Origin of the sequence: Bradyrhizobium sp. UBA2491 (assembly GCF_002341725.1) — a bacterium.
Classification (GTDB): domain Bacteria; phylum Pseudomonadota; class Alphaproteobacteria; order Rhizobiales; family Xanthobacteraceae; genus Bradyrhizobium.
Genome location: NZ_DDOP01000039.1, coordinates 133,602 through 160,060, shown reverse-complemented (window position 1 = coordinate 160,060; position 26,459 = coordinate 133,602). Strand labels below are relative to the sequence as shown.

General features: G+C 64.2%; 25 protein-coding genes and 1 pseudogene. 15 read left to right on the top strand and 11 right to left on the bottom strand.

What is annotated here, in order from left to right:
- Nucleotides 1-11: 11 nt before the first annotated feature.
- The gene (locus B2W55_RS12030; protein WP_024583004.1) at nt 12-806 is read left to right on the top strand and encodes a MetQ/NlpA family ABC transporter substrate-binding protein; all 795 of its coding nucleotides are present in this window, start codon (nt 12-14) and stop codon (nt 804-806) included.
- Between the two features lie 29 nt (nt 807-835).
- Nucleotides 836-1,612 carry a MetQ/NlpA family ABC transporter substrate-binding protein gene (locus B2W55_RS12025; RefSeq protein ID WP_024583005.1) on the top strand — a complete coding sequence of 259 codons (777 nt, stop codon included), beginning with the start codon at nt 836-838 and terminating at the stop codon, nt 1,610-1,612.
- A gap of 45 nt (nt 1,613-1,657) precedes the next feature.
- On the opposite strand, the gene B2W55_RS12020 is transcribed toward B2W55_RS12025, so the two are convergent.
- The gene (locus B2W55_RS12020) at nt 1,658-3,058 is read right to left on the bottom strand and encodes an LLM class flavin-dependent oxidoreductase (protein WP_024583006.1); all 1,401 of its coding nucleotides are present in this window, start codon (nt 3,056-3,058) and stop codon (nt 1,658-1,660) included.
- 72 nt (nt 3,059-3,130) lie between these two features.
- Nucleotides 3,131-3,379 carry a hypothetical protein gene (locus B2W55_RS12015; RefSeq protein WP_145987289.1) on the bottom strand — a complete coding sequence of 83 codons (249 nt, stop codon included), beginning with the start codon at nt 3,377-3,379 and terminating at the stop codon, nt 3,131-3,133.
- Nucleotides 3,380-3,469: 90 nt separating this feature from the next.
- Between B2W55_RS12015 and B2W55_RS12010 the strand changes: the two genes are divergently transcribed.
- On the top strand, nt 3,470-4,795 hold the full coding sequence (locus B2W55_RS12010; RefSeq protein ID WP_024583007.1) for an O-acetylhomoserine aminocarboxypropyltransferase/cysteine synthase family protein: 1,326 nt from the start codon (nt 3,470-3,472) through the stop codon (nt 4,793-4,795).
- A gap of 33 nt (nt 4,796-4,828) precedes the next feature.
- On the top strand, nt 4,829-5,626 hold the full coding sequence (locus tag B2W55_RS12005) for a MetQ/NlpA family ABC transporter substrate-binding protein (protein ID WP_024583008.1): 798 nt from the start codon (nt 4,829-4,831) through the stop codon (nt 5,624-5,626).
- Here B2W55_RS12005 and B2W55_RS12000 read toward each other — a convergent pair.
- A complete protein-coding gene (locus tag B2W55_RS12000) occupies nt 5,623-7,035 on the bottom strand; it encodes an FAD/NAD(P)-binding protein (protein WP_024583009.1) in 1,413 nt (470 codons plus the stop codon). The two genes, B2W55_RS12005 and B2W55_RS12000, sit on opposite strands and share 4 nt — an antisense overlap.
- Nucleotides 7,036-7,603: 568 nt before the next feature.
- Nucleotides 7,604-8,050 carry a MarR family winged helix-turn-helix transcriptional regulator gene (locus B2W55_RS11995; protein ID WP_024583010.1) on the bottom strand — a complete coding sequence of 149 codons (447 nt, stop codon included), beginning with the start codon at nt 8,048-8,050 and terminating at the stop codon, nt 7,604-7,606.
- A 146-nt stretch (nt 8,051-8,196) separates the two neighbouring features.
- On the opposite strand from B2W55_RS11995, the pseudogene B2W55_RS11990 reads away from it, so the two are divergent.
- Both B2W55_RS11990 and B2W55_RS11985 read left to right on the top strand, forming a co-directional pair.
- Nucleotides 8,197-8,972: pseudogene (locus B2W55_RS11990) on the top strand (alpha/beta fold hydrolase).
- A gap of 220 nt (nt 8,973-9,192) precedes the next feature.
- Nucleotides 9,193-9,846 (top strand): TetR/AcrR family transcriptional regulator, encoded by a 654-nt coding sequence (locus tag B2W55_RS11985; RefSeq protein WP_024583011.1) that lies wholly within the window; start codon nt 9,193-9,195, stop codon nt 9,844-9,846.
- 9 nt (nt 9,847-9,855) lie between these two features.
- Here B2W55_RS11985 and paaZ read toward each other — a convergent pair whose 3' ends face one another.
- Together paaZ and paaG are read right to left on the bottom strand one after the other, a co-directional pair.
- Nucleotides 9,856-11,883 carry a phenylacetic acid degradation bifunctional protein PaaZ gene (gene paaZ / locus B2W55_RS11980; protein WP_024583012.1) on the bottom strand — a complete coding sequence of 676 codons (2,028 nt, stop codon included), beginning with the start codon at nt 11,881-11,883 and terminating at the stop codon, nt 9,856-9,858.
- Nucleotides 11,884-11,997: 114 nt separating this feature from the next.
- The gene (gene paaG / locus B2W55_RS11975; RefSeq protein WP_024583013.1) at nt 11,998-12,789 is read right to left on the bottom strand and encodes a 2-(1,2-epoxy-1,2-dihydrophenyl)acetyl-CoA isomerase PaaG; all 792 of its coding nucleotides are present in this window, start codon (nt 12,787-12,789) and stop codon (nt 11,998-12,000) included.
- Nucleotides 12,790-13,110: 321 nt separating this feature from the next.
- Between paaG and B2W55_RS11970 the strand changes: the two genes are divergently transcribed.
- Nucleotides 13,111-14,094: an AraC family transcriptional regulator gene (locus tag B2W55_RS11970; RefSeq protein WP_080891094.1), complete on the top strand. Its 984-nt coding sequence runs from the start codon at nt 13,111-13,113 to the stop codon at nt 14,092-14,094.
- A gap of 74 nt (nt 14,095-14,168) precedes the next feature.
- On the top strand, nt 14,169-15,137 hold the full coding sequence (locus B2W55_RS11965; protein WP_024583015.1) for an AraC family transcriptional regulator: 969 nt from the start codon (nt 14,169-14,171) through the stop codon (nt 15,135-15,137).
- Between the two features lie 37 nt (nt 15,138-15,174).
- Here the strand turns inward: B2W55_RS11965 and B2W55_RS11960 are convergent, their stop codons facing one another.
- Nucleotides 15,175-15,465: a hypothetical protein gene (locus tag B2W55_RS11960; protein ID WP_024583016.1), complete on the bottom strand. Its 291-nt coding sequence runs from the start codon at nt 15,463-15,465 to the stop codon at nt 15,175-15,177.
- A 306-nt stretch (nt 15,466-15,771) separates the two neighbouring features.
- Here B2W55_RS11960 and B2W55_RS11955 point away from each other — a divergent pair, with 306 nt between their 5' ends.
- The 4 genes from B2W55_RS11955 (at nt 15,772) to B2W55_RS11940 (ending at nt 19,528) form a co-directional block, all read left to right on the top strand.
- Entirely contained in the window at nt 15,772-16,320 is a 549-nt protein-coding gene (locus B2W55_RS11955) for a cupin domain-containing protein (RefSeq protein ID WP_024583017.1), read from the top strand.
- Complete coding sequence (locus B2W55_RS11950) at nt 16,304-16,948, top strand: class I SAM-dependent methyltransferase (protein ID WP_145987288.1); 645 nt, start codon at nt 16,304-16,306, stop codon at nt 16,946-16,948. Before B2W55_RS11955 ends, B2W55_RS11950 begins: the two co-directional genes overlap by 17 nt.
- Nucleotides 16,949-17,146: 198 nt before the next feature.
- Nucleotides 17,147-18,151: a DUF4424 domain-containing protein gene (locus B2W55_RS11945; RefSeq protein ID WP_024583019.1), complete on the top strand. Its 1,005-nt coding sequence runs from the start codon at nt 17,147-17,149 to the stop codon at nt 18,149-18,151.
- A 165-nt stretch (nt 18,152-18,316) separates the two neighbouring features.
- On the top strand, nt 18,317-19,528 hold the full coding sequence (locus B2W55_RS11940; RefSeq protein ID WP_024583020.1) for an acyl-CoA dehydrogenase family protein: 1,212 nt from the start codon (nt 18,317-18,319) through the stop codon (nt 19,526-19,528).
- 159 nt (nt 19,529-19,687) lie between these two features.
- Here B2W55_RS11940 and B2W55_RS11935 read toward each other — a convergent pair whose 3' ends face one another.
- Nucleotides 19,688-20,893: a phosphotransferase family protein gene (locus tag B2W55_RS11935; RefSeq protein WP_024583021.1), complete on the bottom strand. Its 1,206-nt coding sequence runs from the start codon at nt 20,891-20,893 to the stop codon at nt 19,688-19,690.
- A 385-nt stretch (nt 20,894-21,278) separates the two neighbouring features.
- On the opposite strand from B2W55_RS11935, the gene B2W55_RS11930 reads away from it, so the two are divergent.
- A complete protein-coding gene (locus B2W55_RS11930; RefSeq protein ID WP_024583022.1) occupies nt 21,279-22,400 on the top strand; it encodes a branched-chain amino acid ABC transporter substrate-binding protein in 1,122 nt (373 codons plus the stop codon).
- A 197-nt stretch (nt 22,401-22,597) separates the two neighbouring features.
- Nucleotides 22,598-23,635 carry a hypothetical protein gene (locus B2W55_RS11925; protein ID WP_145987287.1) on the top strand — a complete coding sequence of 346 codons (1,038 nt, stop codon included), beginning with the start codon at nt 22,598-22,600 and terminating at the stop codon, nt 23,633-23,635.
- Nucleotides 23,636-23,684: 49 nt separating this feature from the next.
- On the opposite strand, the gene B2W55_RS11920 is transcribed toward B2W55_RS11925, so the two are convergent.
- The gene (locus tag B2W55_RS11920; RefSeq protein WP_024583024.1) at nt 23,685-24,089 is read right to left on the bottom strand and encodes a GFA family protein; all 405 of its coding nucleotides are present in this window, start codon (nt 24,087-24,089) and stop codon (nt 23,685-23,687) included.
- Nucleotides 24,090-24,132: 43 nt separating this feature from the next.
- Entirely contained in the window at nt 24,133-24,711 is a 579-nt protein-coding gene (locus B2W55_RS11915) for a TetR/AcrR family transcriptional regulator (protein WP_024583025.1), read from the bottom strand.
- A gap of 82 nt (nt 24,712-24,793) precedes the next feature.
- Between B2W55_RS11915 and B2W55_RS11910 the strand changes: the two genes are divergently transcribed.
- On the top strand, nt 24,794-25,108 hold the full coding sequence (locus B2W55_RS11910) for a hypothetical protein (RefSeq protein ID WP_024583026.1): 315 nt from the start codon (nt 24,794-24,796) through the stop codon (nt 25,106-25,108).
- 35 nt (nt 25,109-25,143) lie between these two features.
- Here B2W55_RS11910 and B2W55_RS11905 read toward each other — a convergent pair whose 3' ends face one another.
- Nucleotides 25,144-26,034: a hypothetical protein gene (locus tag B2W55_RS11905; protein WP_291532224.1), complete on the bottom strand. Its 891-nt coding sequence runs from the start codon at nt 26,032-26,034 to the stop codon at nt 25,144-25,146.
- Nucleotides 26,035-26,459: the final 425 nt, after the last annotated feature.

Sequence of the window (26,459 nt, the reverse complement as noted above, 5' to 3'; positions counted from 1 at the left end):
ATTCCCGATCCATGGAGACCAAGATGTTGTTTCGATCTCTTATCGCGCTCACGAGCATTGTCGCAGTCTGGTCGACCGCGGCCACGGCTGAAACGATCAAGATCGGCGTGACGCCCGGGCCGCACGCGCAGATCCTCGAGGCGGTGAAACCGATCGCGGCCAAGAACGGGCTCGATCTTCAGCTCATTGAGTTCTCCGACTACGTCGTCCCCAACGCCGCGCTCGACGCCGGCGACATCCAGGCCAACTCGTTCCAGAACCAGCCTTATCTGGACAACCAGAAGGCCGATCGCGGCTACAAGATCGAGCAGGTCGGACTGACGGTGAATTTCCCGATCGGGGTCTATTCGCGCAAGCACAAGGGCTGGGCCGATATTCCGGATGGCGCCAAGGTCTCGATTCCCAACGATCCCACCAATGGCGGCCGCGCGCTGCTCCTGCTGCGCGACAAGGGCGCGATCAAGCTGAAGGACGGCGTCGGGTTCAAGCCGACCGTCGTCGACATCACCGACAATCCGAAGAAGCTGAAGTTCATCGAGGTCGACGCGGCCCAGGCGCCGCGCGCGCTCGACGATGTCGATGCCGCGGTCATCAACACCAACTACGCGACCCAGGCCGGGCTTGATCCGGTCAAGGACCCGATCCTGCGCGAGGATCCGAAGGGACCGTATGTCAACTTGATCGCGGTGCGCGCCGCCGACAAGGACAAGCCGTGGGTCAAGATCCTGGTCGATAGCTACCACACGCCCGAGATCAAGGAATTCGTCCTGACCAAGTTCAAGGGCGCGGTATTGCCGAGCTGGTAATCGCCGATTCAACTGCCGAGGAAAGACAGATGCGTATTGTGATGACCGTGATCGCCGCGGCGGCGCTATTGACCGGCGCCGCCAGGGCCGAGACCATCCGTGTCGGCGTCACGGCCGGGCCGCATGCCGAAGTCCTGGACGTGGTGAAGAGAGTGGCGGCCGGCCGCGGGCTCGACATCAGGGTGGTCGAGTTCACTGATTATGTGATCCCGAACCAGGCGCTGGCGCTGAAAGATCTCGAGGCCAATTCGTTCCAGCACGAGCCGTATCTGAGGAACCAGATATCGAAGACCGGCTGGAAGATCGTCAAGGTCGCCAATACGATCGCCTCGCCGCAGGGCGTCTACTCGTTGAAGTACAAGAAGCTGGCGGACCTGCCCGACGGCGCAAAGGTCGCGATCGCCAACGATCCGTCGAACGGCGCGCGCGGGCTGATGATCCTGGCGCTGCACGGCGTGATCAAGCTGAAGGACCCCAACAACGTCGCCTCGACCATCGCTGATATCAGCGACAATCCGAAGAAGCTGCGCTTCGTCGAGCTCGATGCCGCGCAGTTGCCGCGCGCGCTGCAGGACGTCGACCTGGTTTCGATCAACAACAATTATGCGGTTCAGGCCGGGCTCAATCCGTCCACTGACGCCATTGCCCGTGAGGCGGCCGACGGTCCCTGGGTCAACATCATCGCCGTCCGTGAGGAGGACAGGGACAAGCCCTGGGTCAAGCAGCTGGTCGACGCTTACCATTCCGACGAGGTGAAGGCGTTCCTCGAGAAGCGCTTCAAGGGCACCTATACCGCGACATGGTAACGACGGGCATCGGGTGCCCGTCGGCGATGAGGCATCCGAGCGGCTCTATTCGGCCGCGTCGGCGCGTGCGGTCGTCGACGCGCGGCGGAAGCCGGCGCCGGGATGCGTGGCGTCGAGATGGGGGCCGCGCCCGGGAAACAGCTTTTCGCGGAGCGTGCCTTCGCGGTAGGCGGTCTTGTAGACCCCGCGGGATTGCAGTTCGGGCACGACCAGATCGACGAACGACGTCAGTGATTCCGGAGCCACGAGGCGGAACAGGTTGAAGCCGTCCACGTCGGTTTCGTCGACCCAGGCGATCAACTCGTCGGCCACATCCTGAGGCGAGCCGACCACGAACGGCGAGCGTGCGCCGACCCGGCTCAGGGTTGCGAGATCGCCGACCTTGACCGGCCGGTCGCTACGCAAGGTGAAATTCTCGACCATCGACTGGATCGCATTGCTCTCGACATATTGCACCGCCTGATCGGAGCGATAGTGCGAGAAATCGATGCCAGTCCAGCCGGACAGCAACGCGAGCTGGCCGGCCTGATCGACATGCGCGGCATATTCCTCGAGCAGATCGTTGGCTTCGGCGCGCGTCGGCGCGACGATCACGGTCGCGCCGGCGAACAGGCGGATGTCATAGGGATCGCGTCCGAATTCCCGGGCCGCCTCCCTGATCTCGCGGACGGCGCGGGCCAGAATGGGCTTGGTCTGGCCGTTAAGGAAGATCGCCTCCGCGTGCCTTGCGGCGAACGCGCGGCCGCGCTTCGATGTGCCGGCCTGATAGAGCAGGGGCGTGCGCTGTGGCGACGGTTCGGCAAGGTGGATGCCGTCGACCGTGTAGTGACGGCCGTGATGCCGCACCGGATGGATCCTGGCCGGGTCAGTGAAGATGCGGGAAGTCCGGTCGCGGCGGACCGCGCCGTCCTCCCAACTGCCTTCCCACAAGTGATAGCTCGCCGTGAGAAACTCCTCGGCCGCCTCGTAGCGCTCGTCATGGGCGCGATTGGCTTCAAGGCCCATGCCGCGGGCGCCGCTGTCGAGATAGCCGGTGACGATATTCCAGCCGATCCGCCCGCCGGTGAGGTGATCGAGTGTCGAGAAGCGGCGCGCCAGCTGGTAAGGGTGTTCGTAGGTGAGGTTGGACGTGATGCCGAAGCCGAGATGTTTTGTCACCAGCGCCATCGCAGAGACCAGCAAGGTCGGCTCGGCGTTGGGCAACTGAACGGCGTGACGCAGCGCGGTCTCGGGGCTGTTGCCGTAGACGTCGTAGATGCCGAACACGTCGGCGAGGAAGATTCCGTCGAGCAGGCCGCGTTCGGCCGTTCGGGCATAATCTACCCAATAGTCGAGTGTGTTGTAGTCGAGTGAGGTGTCGCGCGGATGCGACCACAGGCCGGCCCAGTTGTGGCTCGGCGCCATCATGTTGAACGCATTGAAGCGAAGTTCTCTCGGTCGGGTCATCGCGCTGTTCCGGCAGTTGAGGACGGAACGGTGATTTATCACGTCGTCCGCGCGGCTTTATTTTCTATTCGGCTAGCTCGGATCAAAGACGTGCTCCATCGCTTCGCTGGAGCAGCAGAGTTTTGTTTGTTCGCCGTCGGCGCCTTGTACGTTGGCGGATCGCGGCGAGCCGTCGCGCGCGGATATGCGCGCCTGATCCGTTGGACATGCGTCGCGGCGTCCGATCCGTCGACGCATGGACGCAGCGAAATAAATACTACGTGTCGGATGCGTGGCCTGAAAGATTAGCGACGCCACATCGCGGCGCGCCAGCACGCCCATCGCTATTTTCCCGGACGTCTCGACAGCGGCTGAAGCTGCTGTGCATCATTCGCTGACCTCGGACGCTGGATGATTTCAGGAGATTTCGAAATGCCGGTCGAAACCAAGAACCTCGAGACGCTGGCCCTGCACGGCGGATCGTACCGCTCGGACCCGACGACGGGTGCGGTGGCCGTTCCGATCTACCAGACGACGTCCTTTCAGTTCGAGAATACCGATCACGCGTCGCGGTTGTTCGCGCTCGAGGCGATCGGGCAGATCTACACGCGGATCAAGAACCCGACCGCGGACGCATTCGAGGAACGTCTGGCCGCGCTGGAAGGTGGCGTCGGCGCGCTGGCTGTGGCGTCCGGACAGTCGGCGACGGCGTATGCGATCTTCAACATCGCGCAGGCCGGCGACAACATCGTTTCATCGACCGATCTCTATGGCGGCACCTGGACGTTGCTTTCGCAGACGCTGAAGCAGTTCGGCATCGAGGTGCGCTTCGTCGATCCGTCCGATCCGGAGAACTTCCGCCGCGCCACCGACGCGAAGACCCGGGCCTATTTCGCTGAGACCCTGCCGAACCCCAAGCTCAACGTGTTCCCGATCAGGGAGGTTGCCGATATCGGCCGCGCGCTCGGCGTGCCGCTGATCCTCGACAACACGGCGGTCCCGCTCATCGCACGTCCGTTCGAGCACGGTGCGGCGATCGTGGTCTATTCGACGACGAAATATATCGGCGGCCATGGCACGTCGATCGGCGGCGCGATCATCGATGGCGGTAATTTCGACTGGGCGGCGCATGCCGAGCGTTTTCCGCTGCTGACGCAGCCGGACGATGCCTATCATGGCGCGATCTGGACCGAGGCGGCCAAGCCGCTCGGCCCGATCGCCTATATCCTGCGCGCCCGCGTCAAGCTGCTGCGCGATCTCGGTGCCGCGCTCGCGCCGCAAAACGCCTTCCAGTTCATCCAGGGGCTGGAGACGCTGCCGCTGCGGCTGCGCCAGCACAATGAGAACGCGATCAAGGTGGCGAACTATCTCGCGCGGCATCCCGCGGTCTCGCATGTGATCTTCCCGGGATTGCAAAGCGGCGAGAATCGGCGCCGTGCCGATCTCTATCTCAATGGCGGCTACGGCGCGCTGGTCGGCTTCGAGCTGAAGGGCGGCGTCGAGGCCGGCCGTCGTTTCATCGATGCGCTGAAGTTGTTCTATCACGTCGCCAATATCGGCGATGCGCGGTCGTTGGCGATCCATCCGGCGTCGACCACTCATCAGCAGCTTAACTCCCAAGAGCAACTCGCAGCGGGCGTGACGCCCGGTTACGTCAGGCTTTCGGTCGGCATCGAGCATCCCGACGATATCCTCGCCGACCTCACCCAGGCATTGGCGGAGGCCGAGGCTGGCAACAGTGGCCGCAAGGCGGCCTGATCGATCCCTGAAGACGGAGTTGAAACCGAGACCATGAAGACATTGTTGCGCCTGGCACAGGCGGCTGGCCTGCTGCTTGCAATGACGGCGGCTGCCGTCGCGGACGAACCACTCAAGATCGCGACCAGCGCGGGGCCGGTCGGCCAACTGGCGGCCTTCGCTGCCAAGCTCGCCAAGGACAAGGGCCAGGACATCAAGATCGTCGAGCTGTCGGACTGGGTCGCGTTGAACGAGGTGGTCAACAGCGGCGATGTCGACGCCAATCTGTTCCAGCACGCCACGTATCTCGCGATCCAGAACAAGCAGCGCGGCTTCAACCTGGTCCAGGTCGACAAGGTCGGCGTGATCGCGCCGGTCGGGCTGTTCTCAAGGAAGATCAAGTCGCTTGATGAGATCAAGTCCGGCGATAGCGTGGCGATCCCGAACGAACCGCTCAACGGTGCGCGTGGTCTGATCCTGCTCGAGCGTGCCGGGTTGATCAAGCTGGCGCCGGGCAAGGGCTTTTCGGTGAGCCGGTTCGATATCGTCGACAACCCGAAGAACCTGAAGATCGTCGAGCTCGATCCGGCGCAGACCTATCGCTCGCTCGACGACGTCACACTGGCGCTCGTCAACATCACCTATCTGATCCCGGCTGGTGGCGATCCGAAGTCGGCGCTGGTGATCGACCGCACGGTCGATGATGGTCTCGTGCTGCGCTTCACCGCGCGACCGGACAAGAAGGACGATCCGCGGCTGAAGGCCTTCATCCAGGTCTTCAACTCGCCCGAGGTCAAGCACTTCATCGAGGAGAAGCTGCCGGCATTCATCCCGGCGGGTTTCAGCAGCTAGACTTCGGCGCGTTCCTGGCGGGGCGCGGCGTGCGGCTCGCCCTCGCTGTCGGCGAGCCGCGCGGCCAGCGCAGCGCACTGGTTGCGAATGTCGGGAATGGCGATGATTTCCCAGAAGGCCGCGCGGGTCAGCGGCCCCACTGCGAACAGGCGGCGCGACACCGCGCCGTCGCGACGGATGATCGCGCAATCGCGATCGGTCTCGATACCGATGCAAAGAGGATCGACGCGCGCCAGGTCGCGATCGAACAGGCTGCGTACCGCCGGATTGGGCGTGGCACGCGGATCCTTGACGATGCCGGTGCAGTCGACGACGGCGCCTACCTGCATGCTGTGGATCCTGGCATCGCCGCGCCGTCGATAATGGATCCGAGCTCCATCGTTGTCCGGCGCGATGCTGATCACTTTGGCGGCCAGCAAAGTGAGTTGCCGCGCAAAGATCGCCTGGGTCACGCGGGCTTCGACCTCCGGCGCCATCCGATGTCGGTGTACGTCCCACCAGGCGCGCGCGTGTTCGAGGAAGCGACGCTTCGACGCTTGCGGAAGCTCCTGCCACAGCCGTTGCGTGTAGGGCCTGAGTCCGTCGATCACGCTGCGCCAGTCGCCGCCCTCGGCCGTGGTCCGCTCAATTTGGCTGCGGAGCCAGCGCAGCAGGCTGCTGATACCGGCGCCGAACGGCACATCGGCCTCCTCGATGCGCTGGGCGTCGGTGCGCCGATGCGGTTTGGCGAGTAGGCCGCGCCGTGACATCGCGACGATTGGCCCGCGGTGTCCGTCGCGCAGCAGCGACAGGACGTAGTCGACCATGGTCAGTCCGGTACCGAGCAGCAGCACGGTCGCATCGGGATCGATCGGAGCAGCCGATGGCGGCGTCCATGGATCGGCAAAGTCCGCACGGCTGGCCCGCATGTCATGCCCGGTCGCGAGCACGGCGATGTCGCCGAACAGCGACTGGCCATCGTCCAGCACGGCCGATACGCCGGCCGGGCCCTCGTTGATCTCGACGCAAGTGCCGCGCACGATCGAGAGACGCTCTGCGTCGGACGGATCGGAGATTTGCTGTTCGAGCAGGCTCGCGATGTAGTCGCCGTAGATCCGCCGCGGCACGAAGCAATAGGGATCCGGGCACATAGGAGCGTCGGTTGAGCGCGACGTCAACCAGCGCCAAAAGTGGTCCGGCTGATCCGGCAAGGCGCTCATATTGGCGACGCGCACATTGAGCAGATGATCGGGATTGCCGGTGTGATAGGCGATGCCGCGTCCGATGTCCGGACGTTGCTCGATCAGCGTCACGCGAAGATCGCGAGTTGCGGCGGTGCGGCTCGGCTGATGGAGCAATTGGTAGGCCAGCATCACGCCGCTGGCGCCACCGCCGACAATGAGCACTTGCCGCCCACGCGCACCGGTCATGTCGTCGCTCCGCTGATCGGCCGGCCCGCACGAAATCGAGATGGCCGGCGCTCGCTGCCGTCGAACGCACGTGATACGCGGTATCAGCTACGGTGATGGAAAGCTGATGCCGGGCCCTGGAGTCAGACCACTTCCGAACGCAGAGTGGTCGATCTTGGATTGGTCGATGCGGAATTCGCCGCTAACCGTGAGGGCCGAACAGAAAGAGTTCGTGCAGGTTGTCGCGTCCCTCGGCTGTGGCGGATCGCGCGAGCTTCCGCCGCCATGCCTGCAATCGGCGGGTCATCAGGCCGAAAGCGTGGAGCCAGGAAGAAGATGTTCGTCGCATAGAACCTCCTTCACGTTGCAGGTTTCACGAAAGATAGCATGGCTTGCGGGCGCTCGTGAGCGAATGTCGCGGCGATTGCAACTTTGCAATCAAAGCTGCGCAGCGATCGGTTCTGCGACAGACTCATTTTGTCGGCGAAGCAGACCGAGAAAAAGTCTTTCCCGCGCAGCCGGGCCTCGATCCATCCGATCGGAAATCGCAGTGCTGCCTCGTCGTGTTCCGATGCTCCTGCGATCGCGACTAGCGGGCACCGGATTCGATCAGCGCATCACGAAGCGCCTGGACGCGCTTGTTGAGCGAGATCAGTTCATCCACCGTGAGGCCGGAACGCGCAAGCAAGGTATCGGTCAAGCAGCCGGTGCGCGCTTGCATCGCCTTGCCGCTGGCGGTCAGATGGACGCCGACCTGCCGTTCATCCTCTGTGCTGCGCCGACGCTCGACAAAGCCGGCGGCTTCAAGCCGCTTGACCAGCGGAGTGATGGTGCTGGGTTCGAGCGCAAGCCGGTCGGCGATTGCGGAAATCATCTGTCCGTCCGCCTCCCAGAGCACGCTGAGCACGAGGTACTGCGGATAGGTGATGCCGAGGTCGTCGAGCAGCGGCTTGTAGGCGCGGTTGATCGCGATGGTCGTTCCATAGAGCGAGAAACAGAGCTGGCTATCCAGCGGAATTGGTCCCGGGGCAGGCATGGCAGGGGGCCTTTCTTTCGTTGTTACCGTACCTTACCACAAAAATAGTTATCGCGATAAAAAATAGCTAGACAGGTAAATCGGCTTCAGCTACAAGATGACTATTGCGATAAAGATTATCGCGATATAAACATCAGGAGACTTCCATGTCGATCACCACCAAATTGCTCGCCGCCACAGCGTCGCTGGGCCTCGCCTCTGCAACCATCCCCGCGGCTCACGCCCAATCCGCTCCCATCAAATCGATCGTGCTCGTCCACGGCGGTTTCGTCGACGGTTCGGGATGGGAAGGCGTCTACAAGATCCTGAAGAAGGACGGCTACAAGGTCAGCATCGTCCAGAACCCGACCGCCACGCTGGCGGATGATGTCGCCGTCACCAGGCGCGCGATCGCTGCCGCGGATGGCAACGTCATCCTGGTCGGCCATTCCTATGGTGGCGTCGTGGTCACCGAGGCAGGCACCGATCCGAAGGTCTGGTCTACATCACGGCATTCGCGCCCGACCAGGGTGAATCGGTCGGCAAGCTGATCGCCAATCCTCCGCCCGGCGCGCCGGTGCCGCCGATCTTGCCGCCGCAGGACGGCTTCCTGTCGCTCGATCGCGCCAAGTTCGCCGCGTCATTTGCCGCCGACGTGAAGCCCGATGTCGCCGCGTTCATGGCCGACTCGCAGGTGCCGTGGGGCGTTGCCGCGCTGAACGGCGAAGTGACAGTGCCGGCCTGGAAGAGCAAGCCGAGCTGGTACCTGGTCGCGACCAACGACAAGATGATCCCGGTCGACGCGCAGCGGATAATGGCCAAGCGCGCCGGCGCCAAGACCGTCGATCAGGCCGGCAGCCACGCCATCTACGTCTCGCAGCCGCAAGCCGTCGCGGCCGTCATCGAGCAGGCCGCCAAGGGCGCCAGTGAGGGCAAGAAGTAACGCGCCTATTCCTTGATCCGAGCTCCTCGATTGCGCCACTGCTTTCGGGGAGCTTGCGCGTTTGCGCCGCTCGCGGAACACGCGGTGAGCAAGGCTTGATCGAAAAACGGGGCGCCATGCCAAATGCGCCGTAGAATTGCCTGACCGGATGGTCGATAAATGGCCGCGGCCTGATTGATTTGGACGACAGGCCGGATGCCGGCCGGTGGAATGGAGAGATATGGCCCGATCGCGCGCCAAGGACTACGACGACAAGCGCCTCTCGATGCTGCATCGTGCAGCCGAGCTGTTTGCCGCATCGGGATATGTCGGCACGTCGATGAACACCATCGCCGATGCGTGCGGCGTCTCGAAGGCGCTGCTCTATCACTATTATCCCGACAAGGAAGCGATCCTGTTCGACATCCTGTCGTCGCACCTCGAGACGCTGGTGGAGGCGGTGCGCAAGGCGAGTGCCGCGGCCGGCGATCCGGTCGAGCGCTTCAGGACCATCGTTGCGACCTTACTCGAGCTTTACCGGCATGCCGACGCGGAGCATCAGGTCCAGATCGCAAGTCTCAAGTTGCTGCCGAAGGAGAAGCAGCAGCCGCTGCTGGCGAGCGAACGCGTCCTGGTCGGGATCATGTCGGATGCGCTGGCGGCCGCAATCCCTGCGGCGAAGCAGAAGCGCGTCCTCAAGCCGCTGACGATGAGCGTCTTCGGCATGCTGAACTGGCATTACATGTGGTTTCGCGAGGGCGGGCCGATGACCCGCGCCGACTATGCCGATTTCGTCGCGCAGCTGGTGCTGGCCGGTGCGGAGGAGGCGGCGGTCACCCGGCCGCGCGGCAAGACGAAAGCGGCCGGCCGGAGCCGGCAGGCCGCTTTGTCCTGAGCTGAAATCCTACGCCCGCATCGCGTTCATCGTCAGCAGTTCGTAGGTCGCCGCGGTCTCGCCGGTGCCGGTCGTGATCTCGACGTCCCAGCGGACTTCGCCATACTGCTTGTTGCGCGGCGTCTTCTCCTTGGCGGTCAGCCGCACCTGGATCTGTTCGCCCGGTTGGACCGGCTTGACGAAACGCAGCGAGTCGAGGCCGTAATTCGCCAGCACCGGTCCATAGTCCGGATCGACGAACAGCCCGGCCGCGAACGACAGCAGCAGATAGCCATGGGCGACGCGGCCGGGGAAGAACGGATGCCCCTTGGTCGCCTCCTCGTCCATGTGGGCGTAGAAGGTGTCGCCGGTGAAATGCGCGAAGTGCTCGATGTCGTCGAGCGTGATCTGCCGCGCCTTCGAGACCAGTGTGCGGCCGATCTCGAGATCGTCATAGTGATAGCGGAACGGGTGCAGGTCGCCCTCGAGCACCGGGCTGCCCTTGAACCAGCGGCCGGTGACGCCGCTCAGCATCGCCGGCGAGCCTTGCAGCGCGGTGCGTTGCATGTAGTGCTGGAGACTGCGGACGCCGCCCAATTCCTCGCCGCCGCCGGCGCGGCCGGGGCCGCCATGCACCATCTGCGGCATCGGCGAACCGTGTCCGGTGTGCTCGACGGCGCAAGCGCGATCGATGATCGCGACGCGGCCGTGGAAACTACCGATGCCGAATGCAAGCTCGGTCGCGGTCGGGATATCGTGCGTGTAGACCGAGGCGACGAGGCTGCCGCCGCCGCGATTGGTCAGCGCGATGGCCTGGTCCAGATCGTCATAGCCCATCACGGTGCAGACCGGACCGAACGCCTCGATCTCGTGCACCGCGGTTGCCGCGACCGGGTTGGCGCAATGCAACAGCAGCGGCGGGACGAAGGCGCCGCGCTTGGCGTCGGCATCGACCAGCGCAAAATTGTCGGGATCGCCGGCGACCAGATCGGCCTCGGTGCGCAGCTTCGCGACATGGGCAAGCACGTCGCTGCGCTGGCCAAGCCCGACCAGCGGTCCCATCCGCACCTTGTCGTTTGCGGGATTGCCGATCATGACCTTTGCCAGGCGCTCGCGCAGCGCCGTGATCACGGCATCGACCTGCGCTGCCGGCGCCAACGCACGGCGGATCGCGGTGCATTTCTGACCGGCCTTGACCGTCATCTCCTTCGCCACTTCCTTGATGAAGAGGTCGAACTCCGGGCTCCCCGGCACGGCGTCCGGCGCGAGGATCGCTGCATTGAGCGAGTCCCGCTCGGCGATGAATCGCACGGCTTCCCGCGCAATGGCCGGATGCCGCTGCAATTTCTGCGACGTGTCGGCGGAGCCCGTGAACGACACCACGTCCTGGCAGGTCAGATGCTCGAACAGGTCGCCGGTCGAGCCGACGATGAATTGCAGCGCGCCATCAGGCAGCATCCTGGATTCGGTGATCATCCGCACCAGTTCATAGGCGACATAGGCGGTGACGGTCGCGGGCTTGGTGACGACCGGAACGCCGGCGAGCAGTGCCGGCGCCAGCTTCTCCAGCATGCCCCAGCACGGGAAGTTGAACGCATTGATGTGCACGGCGACGCCGCGCAACGGGGTGACGATATGCTGGCCGGCGAACGCGCCGCCCTTGGACAGGCCTTCGACGCCGCCGTCGAGCAGGAATTTGTTGTTCGGAAGCTCGCGGCGCCCCTTTCCGGCATAGGCGAACAACGTGCCGATGCCGCCGTCGACGTCGATCATCGCGTCGGTGCGGGTGGCTCCCGCATGGAGAGACAGTTTGTAAAGCCGGTCCTTGTGCTGTCCGAGATAGTCGGCCAGCGCCTTCAGCAGGCCCGCGCGCTGGTGGAAGGTCAGCTTGCGGAGATTGCTGCCGCCGACCGTGCGGCCGTAGGCGAGGATCTCGCGCATGTCGAGATCGCTCCTGGTCGTAACTGCCACCACGTCGCCGCTCACGGCGCTGTGAATCTCGACCGCGGGTTCGCCGGCACCGGCCCACTTGCCGCGGACGAAACTGTCGAGCTTCATGATGTCGTCCACTGTCCGCGTATTGCTGGTGTCAGGCTGTGTCATCGAAGTTGAACCCTTTGACTTGTGATCAATGATGCGTCTTGCTTGCCGACGGAACGTGCAACTCGCGGGTCAGGCCCTTCCGGTGAAGCGCGGCGCGCGCTTCTCAAGGAAGGCGGTGACGCCTTCGGCGTAATCAGCCGATCGGCCGGCGCGTCCTTGCAAGTCGCGCTCGAGGTCGAGCTGTGCGTCGAGCGTGTTGGTCTCGGAGGCGTCCAGCGCATGCTTGATCAACGCCAGTCCATCGGTCGGTTGCGTCGCGAGCGCGGCGGCGAGGGCGTGGGCCTCGGTCATCAGTTCGGAATCCTCGACCACTTTCCAGATCATGCCCCAGGCTTCCGCGCGTTCCGCGGAGACCGGCTCGGCGAGCATCGCCAAGGCGCGCGCCCGTGCGCGGCCGACCAGCCGCGGCAGAAACCAGGTGCCTCCGCTATCCGGCACGAGACCAAGCTTGGCGAAGGCCTGGATGAACTTGGCCGAGCGCGCGGCGATCACGATATCGCAGGCAAGGGCGACGTTCGCGCCGGCGCCCGCGGCCACGCCGTTGACCGCGCACAGCACCGGCAGCGGCAGGCTGCGGAGCTTGCGCACCAGCGGGTTGTAGTATTTTTCGATTGTTGCTGCGAGATCCGGCGTCTTGCCCGGGGTGAAGACGCCGTCAGAAAGATCCTGTCCGGCACAGAAGCCGCGTCCGGCTCCGGTCAGGATCAGTGCGCGGCAGGACTTGTCCTGTTCGGCCGCGATCAGCGCGGCCATCAATGCGGAATGCAGGTCGACGCTGAAGGAATTCAGGCGGTCGGGCCTGTTGAGTGTCAGGACACGATATCCGGCGCGGATATCGGTCAACACCAGATCGTTGGCCATGAGTGCCTCCCGTTGTGGCTTCTGTTGACCGAAGGTCGCGGCGCCCTGGTGCTGAATTACTATTGACCGTCCGGTCAGTCAATTATGAATATCCGCACGATCACCTGCGATGCACCTGGAGGCCCGCCGGGTCTCCGCCGTTACCGGCCTGCTGCACTAAAATGCATGCATAAGCACGGTTCCGTGCGCTCGATCGCCTGGTGGCCGATGAGACCAGCGAGAGATGCGTTTTGTCGTGCGTGCTACCGCATCATCGATGTGGTGACGCCACAAATCGGCCGCATATGACCGGCGACCTCCCGCCGCCATGAGGATCAGCCGATGACAATGCAGTCGCCGGATATCACCGAGTTCCGGTTCTCGACCGCCCAGTTCGGCGAGCGCGAGCGCCTGCCGATCTTCCGGGAGCAGATCGGGCGGATGATGGTGAAGCTCGATCCGGAGCCGATCACCGATGGCGCGTTTCACGCCGAGGCGAATGTGCGCGAACTGCCGGGGCTCGGCATCGGATCCTGGGCTTGCAGCAATCTGCGGATCGCACGGCCGCGCGCGATGTTGACCGACGGCAAGGACGACTTCGTCCTGACGATCATCACGAGCGGTCAGGTCAGCGCGTCGCAACGCGGCCGCGACATCGAACTTAGTCCGGGCCAGGCGGTACTGATGTCGGCCGCGGAGGCAGGCGACATGGCCACCACACTGTCGCCGAGCCGCTTCTTCGGCCTTCGGTTGCCACGCAAGGCGCTGGCCTCGCTCGGCTCCGCGCCCGAAGACATGATGATGCGGACCCTGTCGGCCAATAGCGAAGCGCTGCGCCTGCTCGCGTTCTATGTCAGGGAGCTCGATGAAGGCTATCAGCTTGCGACGCCCGAACTGGCTGGCGCTGTGGTTACGCATCTCACCGATCTCGGGGCGCTGATCATCGGCGCCAACCGGGATGGAACGGTCGTCGCCGAGGATCGCGGATTGGCGGCGGCGCGGCTTGCGGCGGTCAAGGCCGACATCCGCAAGAATCTCAGCTATGGCGACCTCACGCTGCCGGCAGTGGCGGCGCGATTGAAGCTGACGCCGCGTCATATCCAGCGGCTGTTCGAGAGCGCCGGCTCGACCTTCTCGGAGTTCGTGCTTGGCCAGCGCCTGGCGCGTGCGTATTGGCTGTTGAACGACCCGAGCCGGACCACCAGCACCATCGGCACCATCGCGTTCGAGGTGGGGTTCGGCGATCTCTCCTATTTCAACCGCACGTTCCGCCGCCACTACGGCGCGACGCCGTCGGAAATCCGCGCCGTGCCGCGGCGCGCCTGATGAGAATTTCGTCTCCCTTAAGCAGGATTTTCTGCTGATAGTCGTGTCGCGCGTCTGCAGGTGAGGGTGAGCCGATGATTGTGGAACCGCATATCACCGGCCTTCGGTTCTCCACCGCGGATTGGATCGAGCGCGACCGCTTGCCAATTTTCCGGGAGCAGGTCGGCCGGATGATGGTGAAGCTCGATCCGGAGCCGCTCGCAGCCGGCGCGTACCATGCGGCCGCGAATGTGCGCGAGTTGCCCGGGCTCGGCATCTGCTCCTGGGCCTGCAGCAATCTGCGGATCGCGCGGCCGCGCAGCTTGCTCGACGGCAGTGACGACTTGCTCCTGACGATCATCACGAGCGGCAAGGCGCGCGCGTCGCAACGTGGTCGCGAGGTCGCGCTCCATGCGGGGCAAGCCGTGCTGATGTCGTGCGCCGAGACCGGCGACATCGCCGTGCCAACAACTTCAGGCCGATTCCTGGCGCTCCGCCTGCCACGAACGGCGCTCGGCTCCAACATCGAGGACACGATGATGCGCAGATGGGCGGCCAATTCCGAGGCCCTGCGGTTGCTTGCGTTCTACGTCAGGGAACTGGACGACGACTATCGCCTCGAGGCGCCCGAACTGCGCGGCTCTGTCGTCAAGCATCTGGTCGACCTTGCGGAGTTGATCGTCGGCGCGAACCGGGACGGCACGATCGCCGCCGAGGATGGCGGATTGGCGGCGGCACGGCTCGCGGCGGTCAAGGCCGATATCCGCGACAATCTCTGCTATGGCGATCTCATGCTGCCTGCCGTGGCGGCACGCGTGAAGCTCACGCCGCGCCTCATCCAGCGCTTGTTCGAACGCGCGGGCTCGACTTTTTCGGAGTTCGTCCTCGGCGAGCGCCTGGCCCGCGCGCATCGGTTGCTGACCGACCCCGGCCGAACCGCCAGCAGCATCAGCACCATCGCGTTTGAATCGGGGTTCGGTGATCTCTCCTATTTCAACCGCACGTTCCGCCGGCATTTCGGCGCGACGCCGTCGGAAATCCGCGCCGGGCCGCGGCGCTCCTGATCGAGCTCCCTAATCCCTGTGGCGCCGTCGCGCTTGCCTACGGCTCGCCGCAACCGGGTACTCGCCGGATCTGTTCGATCAGCCGCTGGTGACGCTCTGTGGAGAGCGCTCGTTCATTCGCGCACATCAGCATGGCGACGCAGGCGGACGCTGGCGTGGAGGGCCATGCGATGCTGCCGTCGATCGCGCCGTCGCATTTGAGGTAAGCGTTCTTCGCATCCCAAAGGATCGCGCTTTCGGGCATGAGTGTCGACGCGGCGGTCGCGACAAGTGTCGCTCCAATCAACAGCAGCGATCCGAATATGTGCCGACGATATGATTCGCGCATGCCGCTCGTCCATCCTTATGGAGCGCTCGTCGACGATACGCGGCGTCCAAGGCCGGCGATCATTATCGCGGGGCCGGCCTGCACACAATGCTGCCCCGGGGCAGCCATGCGACCCGCAGTGACAGAGCTGCTTCATGTCATCGACCGATGTCGCATTTGTCCAAGTCGCTGTCGCACCGGTCCGTGCTGCATATCCACCAAGCACGTAAAAGGCAGCTTCCGCCTGAGTTTGCCTTTGGGGCGGCCCCACGATTGCGAGACAAGTCTCAAGCGGAGCCATGCCTGTGGAATGCGACGGAGAAATCGATGCCTGACGCCATCGTCCCACCGCTCATTGACGCTCGAACCTTCAAGCTGAACCCGCATGAATCCGTGACCGTCCGCGAACTGGGTCCCGATCATCTAACCGTCGACGTCGTCTACTCGCCGGGCGGGCAGCTGCCTCCCGCGCATTTCCATCCCGCGCAGGACGAGCATTTCAAGATCATTGCCGGGCGTCTTCACATCGTGATCGATGGTCGGAAGACCGAACTCGGCCCGGGTGCAACATGGGACGTGCCGCGGGGCACGCCGCACCGCATGTGGAATGCCGGCAGCGAGCCGGTTCACGCAATCTGGGTCACCACACCGCCGATGCGAACGCTCGAATGGTTCATGGCGCTGGACGGACTGCAGCGTGCGGGGCGCGTCGGCCGCGATGGGATGCCCGGATTGTTGGCGTTCGGCGTGTATCTGACTGCCTATCGCGACGTGTTTCGTCTCGCCGGTCCGCAGTGGCTGCTTGGCCCCGTGCTCCGGAGCTTGGCGGTCATTGGCCGGTTGCGTGGATATCAGCCACTTGCGTCACGATCTTGAAGCCGCTTCGGGAAACATTATGGCTCCGCCTCGCTTGATCGCTCGCCATCTCGCTCATCCTCGCGGCGTGTTCGGCCGCTTTGTTGGCAGCCTGATGAATCGGCACAACAGCCGGATGAACCGCTTTGCGCTGGAGTTGCTCGATGTGAAATCCTCCGATCGCGTGGCCGAGATCGGGTTCGGTGGCGGGGTGACGCTCGCCCCTTTGCTCGGTTGCGCAGCTCATCTGACGGCGGTCGATCGCTCGCAGGATGTGGTGGCGTGGGCGAGAGCGCGATATCGGTCTGCGATCGATGCCGGGCGTGCCGACTTTCTCATTGGAGAGATCGAGGCCTTGCCGCTGGAGAGCGATCAGTTCGACAAGTTATGCAGCGTCAACACGGTGTACTTCTGGCGATCGTTGCCCGCAGGTGCCGGCGAGATCAGGAGGGTGCTCAAGGCGGGTGGCGTGCTCGCGCTCGGCTTCCTGCCGGGTGATGCGATGGAGCGCTTGGGATTCCCTGAGGATATCTTCACCTTTCGAGCCGCCGATGATGTCGGACATGCTTTGCGGCAGGCGGGATTCGGAACCGTCGAGATCCATCGTCCCGAGCCTGAGACGGCGTGGAACGTGATCGTTGCGCGATAGGAAGGGCTTTTCCTCTCGATGTTGTTCGCGGCGAAGGCCGCGGGCGCCCATGCATCGATACTGGATCGCGGGGAGACCACGACGCATCGAACCTGATCGGTTCTGCGCGTACTCATTCAGGAAGGATTGCGCTCATGTCGGCTTTGCTCGTTCGAACAATCCAAAGACAAATCCCCGCGACAAAACGAAGGAATAACGATGGCCAACCGCGCCGTTCTGGTCCTGCTTGCCATGCTGACGCCTTGGTGCGCGCGGGCGAATGACACCTCGGCGGCGCTGGAAACCGGCGGACTTCGCTTCAAGCAGGATCCCGATATCGTGATGCGCTCCGAGGACCTGCTCATCTCCGAGAAGCAGATCCGGATCGTCTACCGGTTCTTCAACACGTCGGCCGCCGACAAGACGATCATGATCGCGTTTCCGATGCCCGACATCGTCGGCACGGCGGCCGACGAGAATATCGGAATCCCGACCGACGATCCCAAGAACATCTTTGATTTCCATGTCACTGTCGATGGCAAGGCGGCGTCGCCGCATCTCGAGCAGACCGCGCTGGCCAATGGTGTGGACCAGACGGCGCTGCTGCGGAAGCTCAGGATCCCGTTGATGCCGATCAGGGGACCCGCGGGCCAGCTGCTCGACCAGGTACCGAAGTCGACTTGGCCGGAGCTCGTCAAGCTCGGCATCGGAGCCATCGAGACTTACGGCAGCGGTGGTCCGATGCAGGATCACCTGGTGCCGACCTGGACGTTGCGTTCGGCCTACACCTGGACGCAGACCTTCCCCGCGGGTCGCGAGCTCACCTTCGAGCAGACCTATCGTCCGAGCGTCGGCGGCTCCGTGCAGACCATCATCGGAGCCGACAATTGGCGCAACAATCCGGAAGCGAAGGGCTTCCTGGCGTCATACTGCATCGACGACGATCTGATCCATTCGATCGAACGCGCGCGTGCCACGAGGCGCACACCTTATCCCCCGTTCAGCGAACGGTCGATCGCCTATGTGCTCTCGACCGGCGCCAATTGGGCGACGCCGATCGGCGACTTTCATCTCACCATCGACAAGGGCGATCCCAATAATCTCGTCAGCTTCTGCGCCGACGGCGTCAGGAAGACCGGACCGACCCGCTTCGAGGTTCGGCATGTGAACTTCACACCGTCACGGGATCTGAAGATCGTCATCTTCGTTCCGAGCCCGAACTAGCGCGGTTGCAGAGCATGCAGTGATTGCGAAGGTGTTGTGTGATGTCGCATCGGTCCCAATCCCCGTCGCATCCGTCCGAGCCTCGCGGCGCACAGGCGCCTAAAAGGCGCCCCGCCGATCATCCCGCGCTGGCCAACCACCGATAGCGACCGAGCGAGGCCTCCAATGACTGACGTCACTTCATCGTTCGTCGATGCCGCTGCGGCGCTTGCGCCGCTGGTGCAGGCATCTGCAGAAGAGAGCGAGCGGTCGCGGCGGCTGCCTGTCCCACTGGTCGAGGCGATGGCGCAGGCAGGCCTCTTCCGGCTCTGGATGCCGCGCACGATCGGTGGCGCGGAGGCCGACCCGATGACCCTCGTTCGGGTGGTCGAGGAGATCTCGCGTGCCGATGGCGCCGCGGGCTGGTGCATGGCTATCGGCGGCGTCTATGGCGTGTTCGGCGGCTATCTCGCAAAGGACGCTGCGCACGAGATCTACGGCAGCGATCCAACGGTTCGCACCGCGGGTGCCTTGCGGCCGATGGGCACTGCCCGGGTCGTCGATGGCGGTTATCACGTCACCGGCCGCTGGCCGCTCGGAAGCGGCTGCCAGCATTCCGGCTGGATGATCGGAAATTGCCGGATCTTCGACGGCGATCAGCCGCGCTTGCAGCCCGACGGAATGCCGGTGATGCGCATCATGCTGTTTCCGACCGCGCAATGCGAGATCTTCGACACCTGGCACAGTATCGGGCTGCGCGGCACGGGCAGCCATGACTATGCGGTCGCCGGTGCCTTCGTGCCGTCCGCGCGGTCGCTCTCGTTCCGCGAGCTGCCGGTGGAGCAGGGGCCGCTCTATGCGTTCCCGACCATCGCGCTGTTCGGGGCGGCGCTCGCGGCCGTGCCGCTCGGCATCGCCCGCCACGCCATCGATATCCTGGTCGGGCTTGTCGGACGAAAGATCGCGTCGCGTTCGCGCAAGCTGCTCAGTGAGGATGCGTTGGTCCAGGCCGACCTCGGACGCGCCGAGGCCCTGCTGGGCTCGGGGCGGGCGTTTCTCCACGGCAAGCTTGCGGAGGCGTGGCAGGCCGTCAGCGCCGGCAAGGTGCTCAGCGTTGCCGAGCGCGCCACGCTGTGGCTGGCATCGACCCACGCGGCCAACGCGGCCAAGCAGGCGACCGAGTTGATGTTCGAAGCCGGCGGCTCGGCGTCGCTCGATGTGAGCTGCGGGCTCGAACGTTGCGTGCGCGACGTCCATGCCGCCGTCCAGCACCTGGCTTTGGCGCCAGCCAACTATCAGATGGCAGGTCAGGCGTATCTCGGCGTGGACATGCGGTCGACGCCATTGCTGTTCTCGGATGATCGCGATGAAGCGCGTTCCCGATCCCCTGCGCTGTGAACGTTCGATCGCCAACGTACCGGCCGCCTTCGATCGGCGGCTTTCAGCCCGCCATCGCCACGGCGAGCTTTGTCAGTTTCTGCGCTGACGGCGCGCCGTCGCGGGATCTGAATATCTTCATCTTCGTTACCAATCGGGGCTGGCCGCCACGCCCTGCCATCAAGCCAGCGCCGTCGTCCGGCGTAGCCAGTCGAGCGGATCGTCACGATGATAGGCCCACTCCGACGGTTCGATATTGTCGATGAACCGCTGGTAGATCACAGCCTGCCTGGCTGTTGCGATCGGTGCAAGGAGACCAGAGGCGCGCACAGGGTCGCATCCCGGCACTCTCGCCGACCATTCGTGGTACCAGTGGTGCCTGATCGTCTCTCGGTGCTCCGGCGCGACCCCGTCGAGAAACGCCGGCTGGTCGAGCAACGGATGGCCGATGCCGCTGTCTCCCCAGTCAAGCAGGGTGAATTGCTGTTCTGCGCCGCGAAAATTGCCGGGATGGCAGTCGCCATGGACAAGCGTGTTCGGCAATCCGCAAGCGTCGATTTCGGCGAACCGCGCCTCAAGACCTCCTACAAAACGCGACAGCGTCGTGCGCTCATCTGCGGACAATCCGTTGCTCGTTCGTTGTACGACGTCGGCGATCGCGGCGGACAAGCTCGGGCCGCTCCAATCGGGCAGCCCCATCGCGCGCAACTCGTCGACGCGGCCGATCCACCAGGCCTGGATGTCGACGAGCAACGTCACCATGCGAAGCAGCTGCGGCAACGCAGCTTCGAACAGGTCATCGCCCGGAATTTCGGCAAGCAGGATGCGTCCGCTATCATCCCGACCCAACAGCGTCGGAACGGAGCGGCCGGCCAGCGCGGCGATGATGCGGCCCTCGTGCCCCAGGAACGGCGGCACCACTTTCAGCCACGCCGATTGGTCGCCGATCGGGATACGCCAGACGCTCGACAGGTTCCAACTGCGAACCTGGACCGGCTTTGCGGTCGGTGCCAAGCCGTGGCTGGCAAGTACCCGCATTGCCCAATCGAGATCGGTGGCCGGACCGCCCGGCTCGGCGTAATGTCGGCGGAGCGAATGTGTTTCGATCGTTCCTGCCCAGCGGTCTGCCGGCACCGGTTTCGCAACCTCGGCCAGATAGGTGACTTCGCCGCCTTGCGGTCGGCCGCGCGCCGATTCGAGCAGACGCAGGATCGTCACCTCGATGTCATGGTGTTCGCGGGCAGCCTGCACGACTGACTCCACTTCCTGCCACCATGGGAGGGCGACAGGAATCGGCGGCAAGCAACCGACCACCGAGCCGTCAGGCGTCACCAACACCAACCTTGCCACGCGCGCCTGAACCGTCGGTCGTTCCTGGCTGCCCATCGTCGTACCTCTCGCGTCATCAGCCCGCGCTGAACGGCTCTGCCACTGCGATGTGTCCAGCACTCGCTGTCGCGCTGTGTTGCTAATCACGTCCGGAAGCCGCCTTCAACCGGCTTCCGCGATTGGTGGAGGTCGAGCACTTCGCCCGTGTGCGGTCGGTCACGCAGCGTCCCTTCGATCATCGCGTGACCGATTCCAAACACCAATGCACGGCAACGTGTTTCAGATTGTTGTCCGATGTCGCATATGTCCAATCCCCCGTCGCCTCAGTCCGAGCCTGCTGGCCAGCGCGCGCATAAAAGGCAGCCCCCGGTGATCGTTACATCCGGCCGCATGAGTCGATTGTGATGCATTGAGGCGACTTGAGACCATCGAGGAGAATGTGATGACGTTTGCACTTCGAGGATATTGCCTTGCGGTTGGCGTGAGCCTGGCATTGTCCGGCGCCGCCATGGCGCAGGATATCAGCGTTGCCGTGGTCGGGCCGATGACCGGTTCGGAGGCGAGCTTCGGCCAGCAATTCAAGAACGGTGCCGATCTCGCGATTGCCGATATCAACGCGGCGGGCGGCGTGCTCGGCAAGAAGCTGAAGCTGGAGGTCGGCGACGACGCCTGCGATCCGAAGCAGGCGGTGTCGGTCGCCGAGAAGATGGCCGGGGCGAAGATTCCGTTCGTGGTCGGGCACTTCTGCTCGTCGACCTCGATTCCCGCCTCGGATGCCTATGCCGAGGGTAACGTGCTGCAGATCACGCCGGGCTCGACCAACCCGCTGTTCACCGAGCGCGGCTTGTGGAACACGTTCCGCGTCTGCGGCCGGGATGACCAGCAGGGCATGGTCGCGGCCGCCTATATCATCAAGAACTACAAGACCAAGAACGTCGCGATCATCCACGACAAGACGACCTACGGCAAAGGCCTTGCCGACGAAACCAAGAGCGCCATCAACGCGGCTGGGGTGAAGGAGAAGCTCTATGAAGCCTACACCAAGGGCGACAAGGACTTTGCCGCGCTGGTGTCCCGCTTCAAGAAGGAACAGATCGATTTCGTCTATGTCGGCGGCTACTATGCCGAAGCGGCGCTGATCCTGCGCCAGATGCGCGAGCAGGGCGTCAATGCCGTGCTGATGGGCGGCGACGCCCTGGTCGACAAGCAGTTCGCCGCGATCGCGGGGCCGCTTGCCGAGGGATCGCTGTTCACCTTCTCGCCCGACCCGCGCAAGAAGGTGACCGCGGCCGCGACCTTGAAGAAGTTCAAGGACAAGGGCATCGATCCCGACGGCTACACGCTCTACAGCTACGCCGCGTTCCAGATCTGGAGCCAGGCGGTTGCCCGCGCCCAGACCACGGATGCCAGGAAGGTCGCGGTCGCCATCAAGGCCGGTAGCTGGGACACCGTGCTCGGCAACATCAGCTACACGCCGAAGGGCGACATCACCCTGATCGACTATGTCGTGTACCGCCGCGACAAGGACGGCAACTACGCCGAGCTGCCGGCCGCCGGTCAATGATCGCATGCCGCGACATCGGCGCTTCTTCCCTGATCGATGTCGCGGCCGTGCCGGCTCACAGCGCCAACGGACCAATCCTCTGCCAGCCCCGGAGGTGTTGGCGCTGTGACGCCCGGCAGAATGAATAGCGACCTGCTCCCGCACAACCACCGTCGGGCCGATCCAGCAATCGATCACGACAACCGAAGAGGCAACACGTGTCTGACATGAGTCTCGCCAATGATGGCGGTCGGAGTGACAAAGGTTCGGCCGAATGGCGCGCCGGACCGCCGTCAGGCGGACCGTCGCATTCCTATCCGCTATTGGTGCGTGATCACGGTCTCGGCACCGCGCTGAAGCTGCTGCTGGAAACCCTGCCTTACGCGCTGGCGCGGTGGAGCGTGCTGCTCGGCTTTGCCACGGCTTGCGCGCTCTGGGCTCTCGTTGCCGTTGGCGGCGCGGTGTGGCTCGGCACCCACGTTGCGACGGTGTTCGGCTATTGCTGGCTGCTCGGCGTCCTGCTCGTCGGCGGATGGATCTGGGGCACGATCCTGCGCTATACGCTGCACATGATCGCCTGTGGCCACGTCGCCGTGCTGACCGAGCTGATCACGCGCGGCAGCATCGGCAATGGCAGCGAAGGCCAGTTCGCCTATGGCCGTCGCATCGTCATGGACCGGTTCGGCGAGGTCGCGATCCTGTTCGGGCTCGGCGCGCTAATCCGGGCCGTGCTGCGCGCGTTTCACAATGCGCTCGATACGCTTGGCGATTGGCTGCCGGCCCCCGGCATGAAGGCGGTCGTCGGTCTGCTCAACACCATCCTGTCGGCGGCCACGCGCTATCTCGACAAGGTGGTGTTGTCCTACGATCTGGCGCGCGGCGGCGATGACCCCAAGCGGAACGTCCAGGATGGACTGGTCTATTACTGCCAGAACGCCAAGCCGATTTTGGCGACGTCGGTCTGGATGGTCATCGTCGAGCGGATCCTGAGCATCCTGCTTTGCCTGCTGCTGCTGGTCCCGGCCGGCCTCGTGACGGTCTGGCTTCCGGAAGCTATCAGGGAGTATGGCGCGATCGTCACCGTCTGCATCGCGGCCCTGTTGGCGGTGACGGTGCGGGCAGCCTTCATCCAGCCGCTGTTCCTGATCTGCATGATGATCCGCTTTCACGCCCTGATTGAAAACCAGCCGATCAATTCGACATGGGTCGGCTATCTCGACGGCCTCACCGACAAGTTCCGGCAGATCGTTCGCTGAGCTCGGCAGCCGCCGGCTCATTCGGCGTGTCTGTGCCCGACCCGGGCGGCTACACGTTCTGGCCAAAGCGCGCAGCGCCCGGCACCGGCGCGAGCCATGTCACGGCATGATCGGCGTAGATCTCGATCTGAGGCCGCAGCCCGTCCAGTTCGTCGAGCGTGCCGGCTTTCACCACGACCTTTCCGGGCATCAATGCGGTCTTCGCCAGCAGCGGGGAGCCGCAGCGTCCGCAGAAATGGCGATGGACGGGATGGCCGCTGTCGCCCTCGTCGATGAACACCACGGTCTCGCCGGACTGTTGATAGTCGGCCTCGCGGACCACGAGGTTGAACGAAAACAGGCTCCCGCTTTGCTTCTGGCAGTGCGTGCAATGGCAGATTGCGGTACCCCGAGGCTCTCCTTTCACCGTATAGCGCACCGCTCCGCAGAGACAGCCGCCTTCTCGATCCTGCATCACGTCGTCTCCTTTGCGGTCGTGGTCACCGAAACCGAAAGCCTCAGAGATTGCCGGTTACCGCGTCGATGAAGGTCGCAGCTGACTCCTTCAACTGCTTGCGGCTGTATCCGGCGCGCTCCATCACGGCCAAGCCGCGCGTGAATGTCACGATGACGCGCGCCAGCCGGTTTGCATCGGCTGTGCTCCGCCGGCCGGGCGCCATGCTGATGGTCTTGCCGATCAGCTGCTCGAGCCGGCTCAGCACGGCTTGCACGCGCTGACGCACATCCCCGCTGGAGATCGCCGCGTCGAGCGCCGTGCGCGTGGTCAGGCAGCCGCGTTGCGGCGATCCGTCGGTCATGCTGACGATGATCATGTCGAAGAAATTGCGCAGCCCGGCCGCGGCGTCGCCGTGGGACAGCGCGTTGCCGGCCCCCTCCAGGAACTGCTCTGTATACCGGTCGAAGGCGCGCAGGAAGATCGCTTCCTTGTCGCCATAGGCGTTGTAGAGGCTGCCGCGCTGCACGCCGGTCGCCGCCGCGAGGTCCTGCATGGTCGCGTCGTGCAGGCCCTTGCGCCAGAACACGTCGAGCGCGGTTGCGATTACCTCGTCCTCGTCGAATTGACGCACGCCCACCATCGGGTTCGCTCCTCCATGTCATTCTTGACATCATCGTCAAAGTTGACATTCATGTCAAGAACGAGGTCCCAGGAGGTTCTGCATGATCACCGCCGTCACGACGTTCAAGTTCCCGAAGCCGATCACTCGCGAGGAAGCGCGCAGCCTCTTCCTGAGCACCGCACCGATCTATCGGGAGGTGCCGGGGCTGTTTCGCAAGACCTATGTGCTGTCCGACGACGGCATGACGGCCGGCGGCATCTACTTCTGGAACTCGAGGCCGGAGGCCGAAGCGCTCTACACCGATGCTTGGCGCGCCCGTGCCCGGGAAAAGTATGGCGCCGATCCGACGGTCAGCTATTTCGAAAGTCCCGTGGTGGTCGACAACGTCGCCCGGCAGATCGTTGCCGACGAGTAGCAGGGCGTCCGCAAGGCAGCGATGGCGGAGACGCATCACAGCGCATTGAGCGCTTTGTGCGACGGAGCGAGCGGTAGCCATTCCGGTATCTGTCGCCTGGCGAGCCAGTATGGCCGCCAAATCGCGCGCCAGGTCGGGCGATCGAGCGGCGCGGTGCCCCATCCGCGATGCCGGATCTCCATCCGCAACAGGTCATGGGTGTGCAGCCATTGGCGCGCGGCCCACCAAACCTCGCGGGGCATCTCGGTATTTCGGATACCGGCAAGCTCGGCGATACCGGGCAACGGACCTTCAAAGCGCGCCGCAACCCTTAAGGTGGCAACGCGTCGCCCGCTTTGCCTGACGCTCCAGAGCCGCGAGCGATCGTGAGCGAGATTGTGGCCGTAGGTGCGGAGGCAGTTCTGCATGGCTTCCGCTTCTTCCGCGATGTCCGCGGTCGAGTTCAGCGGGATGAAGTCGTACCCATCGACGCGGCCTGGCTGCAACCACATGTCCGCGATCGGCTGTGAGCCGAGGCTGACATGCAACGCAATCATGGTGCGCCATGCGTCGGTCGCCGCCAGCGCCGAACTGAACTGCATGCCCGGCGTCCACCTCCGGTCGATCAACGCGTGTCCCAACGTCGCCGGCTGGGTCGAGAACCACACCCACAGGCCGACGAGCCGCAATCGTGCGGGATCGACGCGCGGCGGTGCCCGGACCAGTTCGCGCGCCATCCAGATCGCCGCCGGTCCATGCGCGACCTCGGCAACGGTGGCGACGGATCTCAGCCAGATCGGCGCGAGCCTGGATGATGGCGGCAAATGGTTCGCGATCTGCCGGCGAAACAGGTCATCATCAGGCAATGGCGTGATTGGCCGCGTGAACGTTTCCGGCGGCAGTTTCCGCAGCCACAGCGGAATACTGGCCGCGGCTGCGGCGTCCACGAGGGAGCGTCCTTCGATGACGCATGCGAGCGCGGCCGCTGGGTCGAGCCCGGCTCGCGGGACCGCCAGCGCGAACAACAGCGCAGGAAAGCTCGTGGCAAGGTCCGCCACGCGCGTGTGCTGCATGGCCAGCGCGCGGACCTTTCCCTGAACGTCCGGATGATATCTTCGCAGCTGACGTTCGGGCAGCGCGGAGCGTGTGGCCTCCCGACGAGAGGCCAGCAGAAGCGATGAGGTCATGACAATGGTTCCGCAGACGCGGAGCTCGAGACAGACTTGATTTGTGTGTGGGTGTCAGAATCTCACCCGGGATCCGATCCCGGGACGCACGTCAAATATCGCGCGGCAAGCCCGGGAAGCGCGCAGACCTGAACATCGTCGCCTCCTTGATTGAAATTGCGGAGCGCTCCCATAGCCCATTTCTC

Bases quoted from the DNA above. Each gene is read 5' to 3' on its own strand.
- B2W55_RS12030 (WP_024583004.1), top strand. From the start codon at position 12: ATGGAGACCAAGATGTTGTTTCGATCTCTTATCGCGCTCACGAGCATT.
- B2W55_RS12025 (WP_024583005.1), top strand. From the start codon at position 836: ATGCGTATTGTGATGACCGTGATCGCCGCGGCGGCGCTATTGACCGGC.
- B2W55_RS12020 (WP_024583006.1), bottom strand. From the start codon at position 3,058: ATGACCCGACCGAGAGAACTTCGCTTCAATGCGTTCAACATGATGGCG.
- B2W55_RS12015 (WP_145987289.1), bottom strand. From the start codon at position 3,379: ATGGGCGTGCTGGCGCGCCGCGATGTGGCGTCGCTAATCTTTCAGGCC.
- B2W55_RS12010 (WP_024583007.1), top strand. From the start codon at position 3,470: ATGCCGGTCGAAACCAAGAACCTCGAGACGCTGGCCCTGCACGGCGGA.
- B2W55_RS12005 (WP_024583008.1), top strand. From the start codon at position 4,829: ATGAAGACATTGTTGCGCCTGGCACAGGCGGCTGGCCTGCTGCTTGCA.
- B2W55_RS12000 (WP_024583009.1), bottom strand. From the start codon at position 7,035: ATGACCGGTGCGCGTGGGCGGCAAGTGCTCATTGTCGGCGGTGGCGCC.
- B2W55_RS11995 (WP_024583010.1), bottom strand. From the start codon at position 8,050: ATGCCTGCCCCGGGACCAATTCCGCTGGATAGCCAGCTCTGTTTCTCG.
- B2W55_RS11985 (WP_024583011.1), top strand. From the start codon at position 9,193: ATGGCCCGATCGCGCGCCAAGGACTACGACGACAAGCGCCTCTCGATG.
- paaZ (WP_024583012.1), bottom strand. From the start codon at position 11,883: ATGAAGCTCGACAGTTTCGTCCGCGGCAAGTGGGCCGGTGCCGGCGAA.
- paaG (WP_024583013.1), bottom strand. From the start codon at position 12,789: ATGGCCAACGATCTGGTGTTGACCGATATCCGCGCCGGATATCGTGTC.
- B2W55_RS11970 (WP_080891094.1), top strand. From the start codon at position 13,111: ATGACAATGCAGTCGCCGGATATCACCGAGTTCCGGTTCTCGACCGCC.
- B2W55_RS11965 (WP_024583015.1), top strand. From the start codon at position 14,169: ATGATTGTGGAACCGCATATCACCGGCCTTCGGTTCTCCACCGCGGAT.
- B2W55_RS11960 (WP_024583016.1), bottom strand. From the start codon at position 15,465: ATGCGCGAATCATATCGTCGGCACATATTCGGATCGCTGCTGTTGATT.
- B2W55_RS11955 (WP_024583017.1), top strand. From the start codon at position 15,772: ATGCCTGACGCCATCGTCCCACCGCTCATTGACGCTCGAACCTTCAAG.
- B2W55_RS11945 (WP_024583019.1), top strand. From the start codon at position 17,147: ATGGCCAACCGCGCCGTTCTGGTCCTGCTTGCCATGCTGACGCCTTGG.
- B2W55_RS11940 (WP_024583020.1), top strand. From the start codon at position 18,317: ATGACTGACGTCACTTCATCGTTCGTCGATGCCGCTGCGGCGCTTGCG.
- B2W55_RS11935 (WP_024583021.1), bottom strand. From the start codon at position 20,893: ATGGGCAGCCAGGAACGACCGACGGTTCAGGCGCGCGTGGCAAGGTTG.
- B2W55_RS11930 (WP_024583022.1), top strand. From the start codon at position 21,279: ATGACGTTTGCACTTCGAGGATATTGCCTTGCGGTTGGCGTGAGCCTG.
- B2W55_RS11920 (WP_024583024.1), bottom strand. From the start codon at position 24,089: ATGCAGGATCGAGAAGGCGGCTGTCTCTGCGGAGCGGTGCGCTATACG.
- B2W55_RS11915 (WP_024583025.1), bottom strand. From the start codon at position 24,711: ATGGTGGGCGTGCGTCAATTCGACGAGGACGAGGTAATCGCAACCGCG.
- B2W55_RS11910 (WP_024583026.1), top strand. From the start codon at position 24,794: ATGATCACCGCCGTCACGACGTTCAAGTTCCCGAAGCCGATCACTCGC.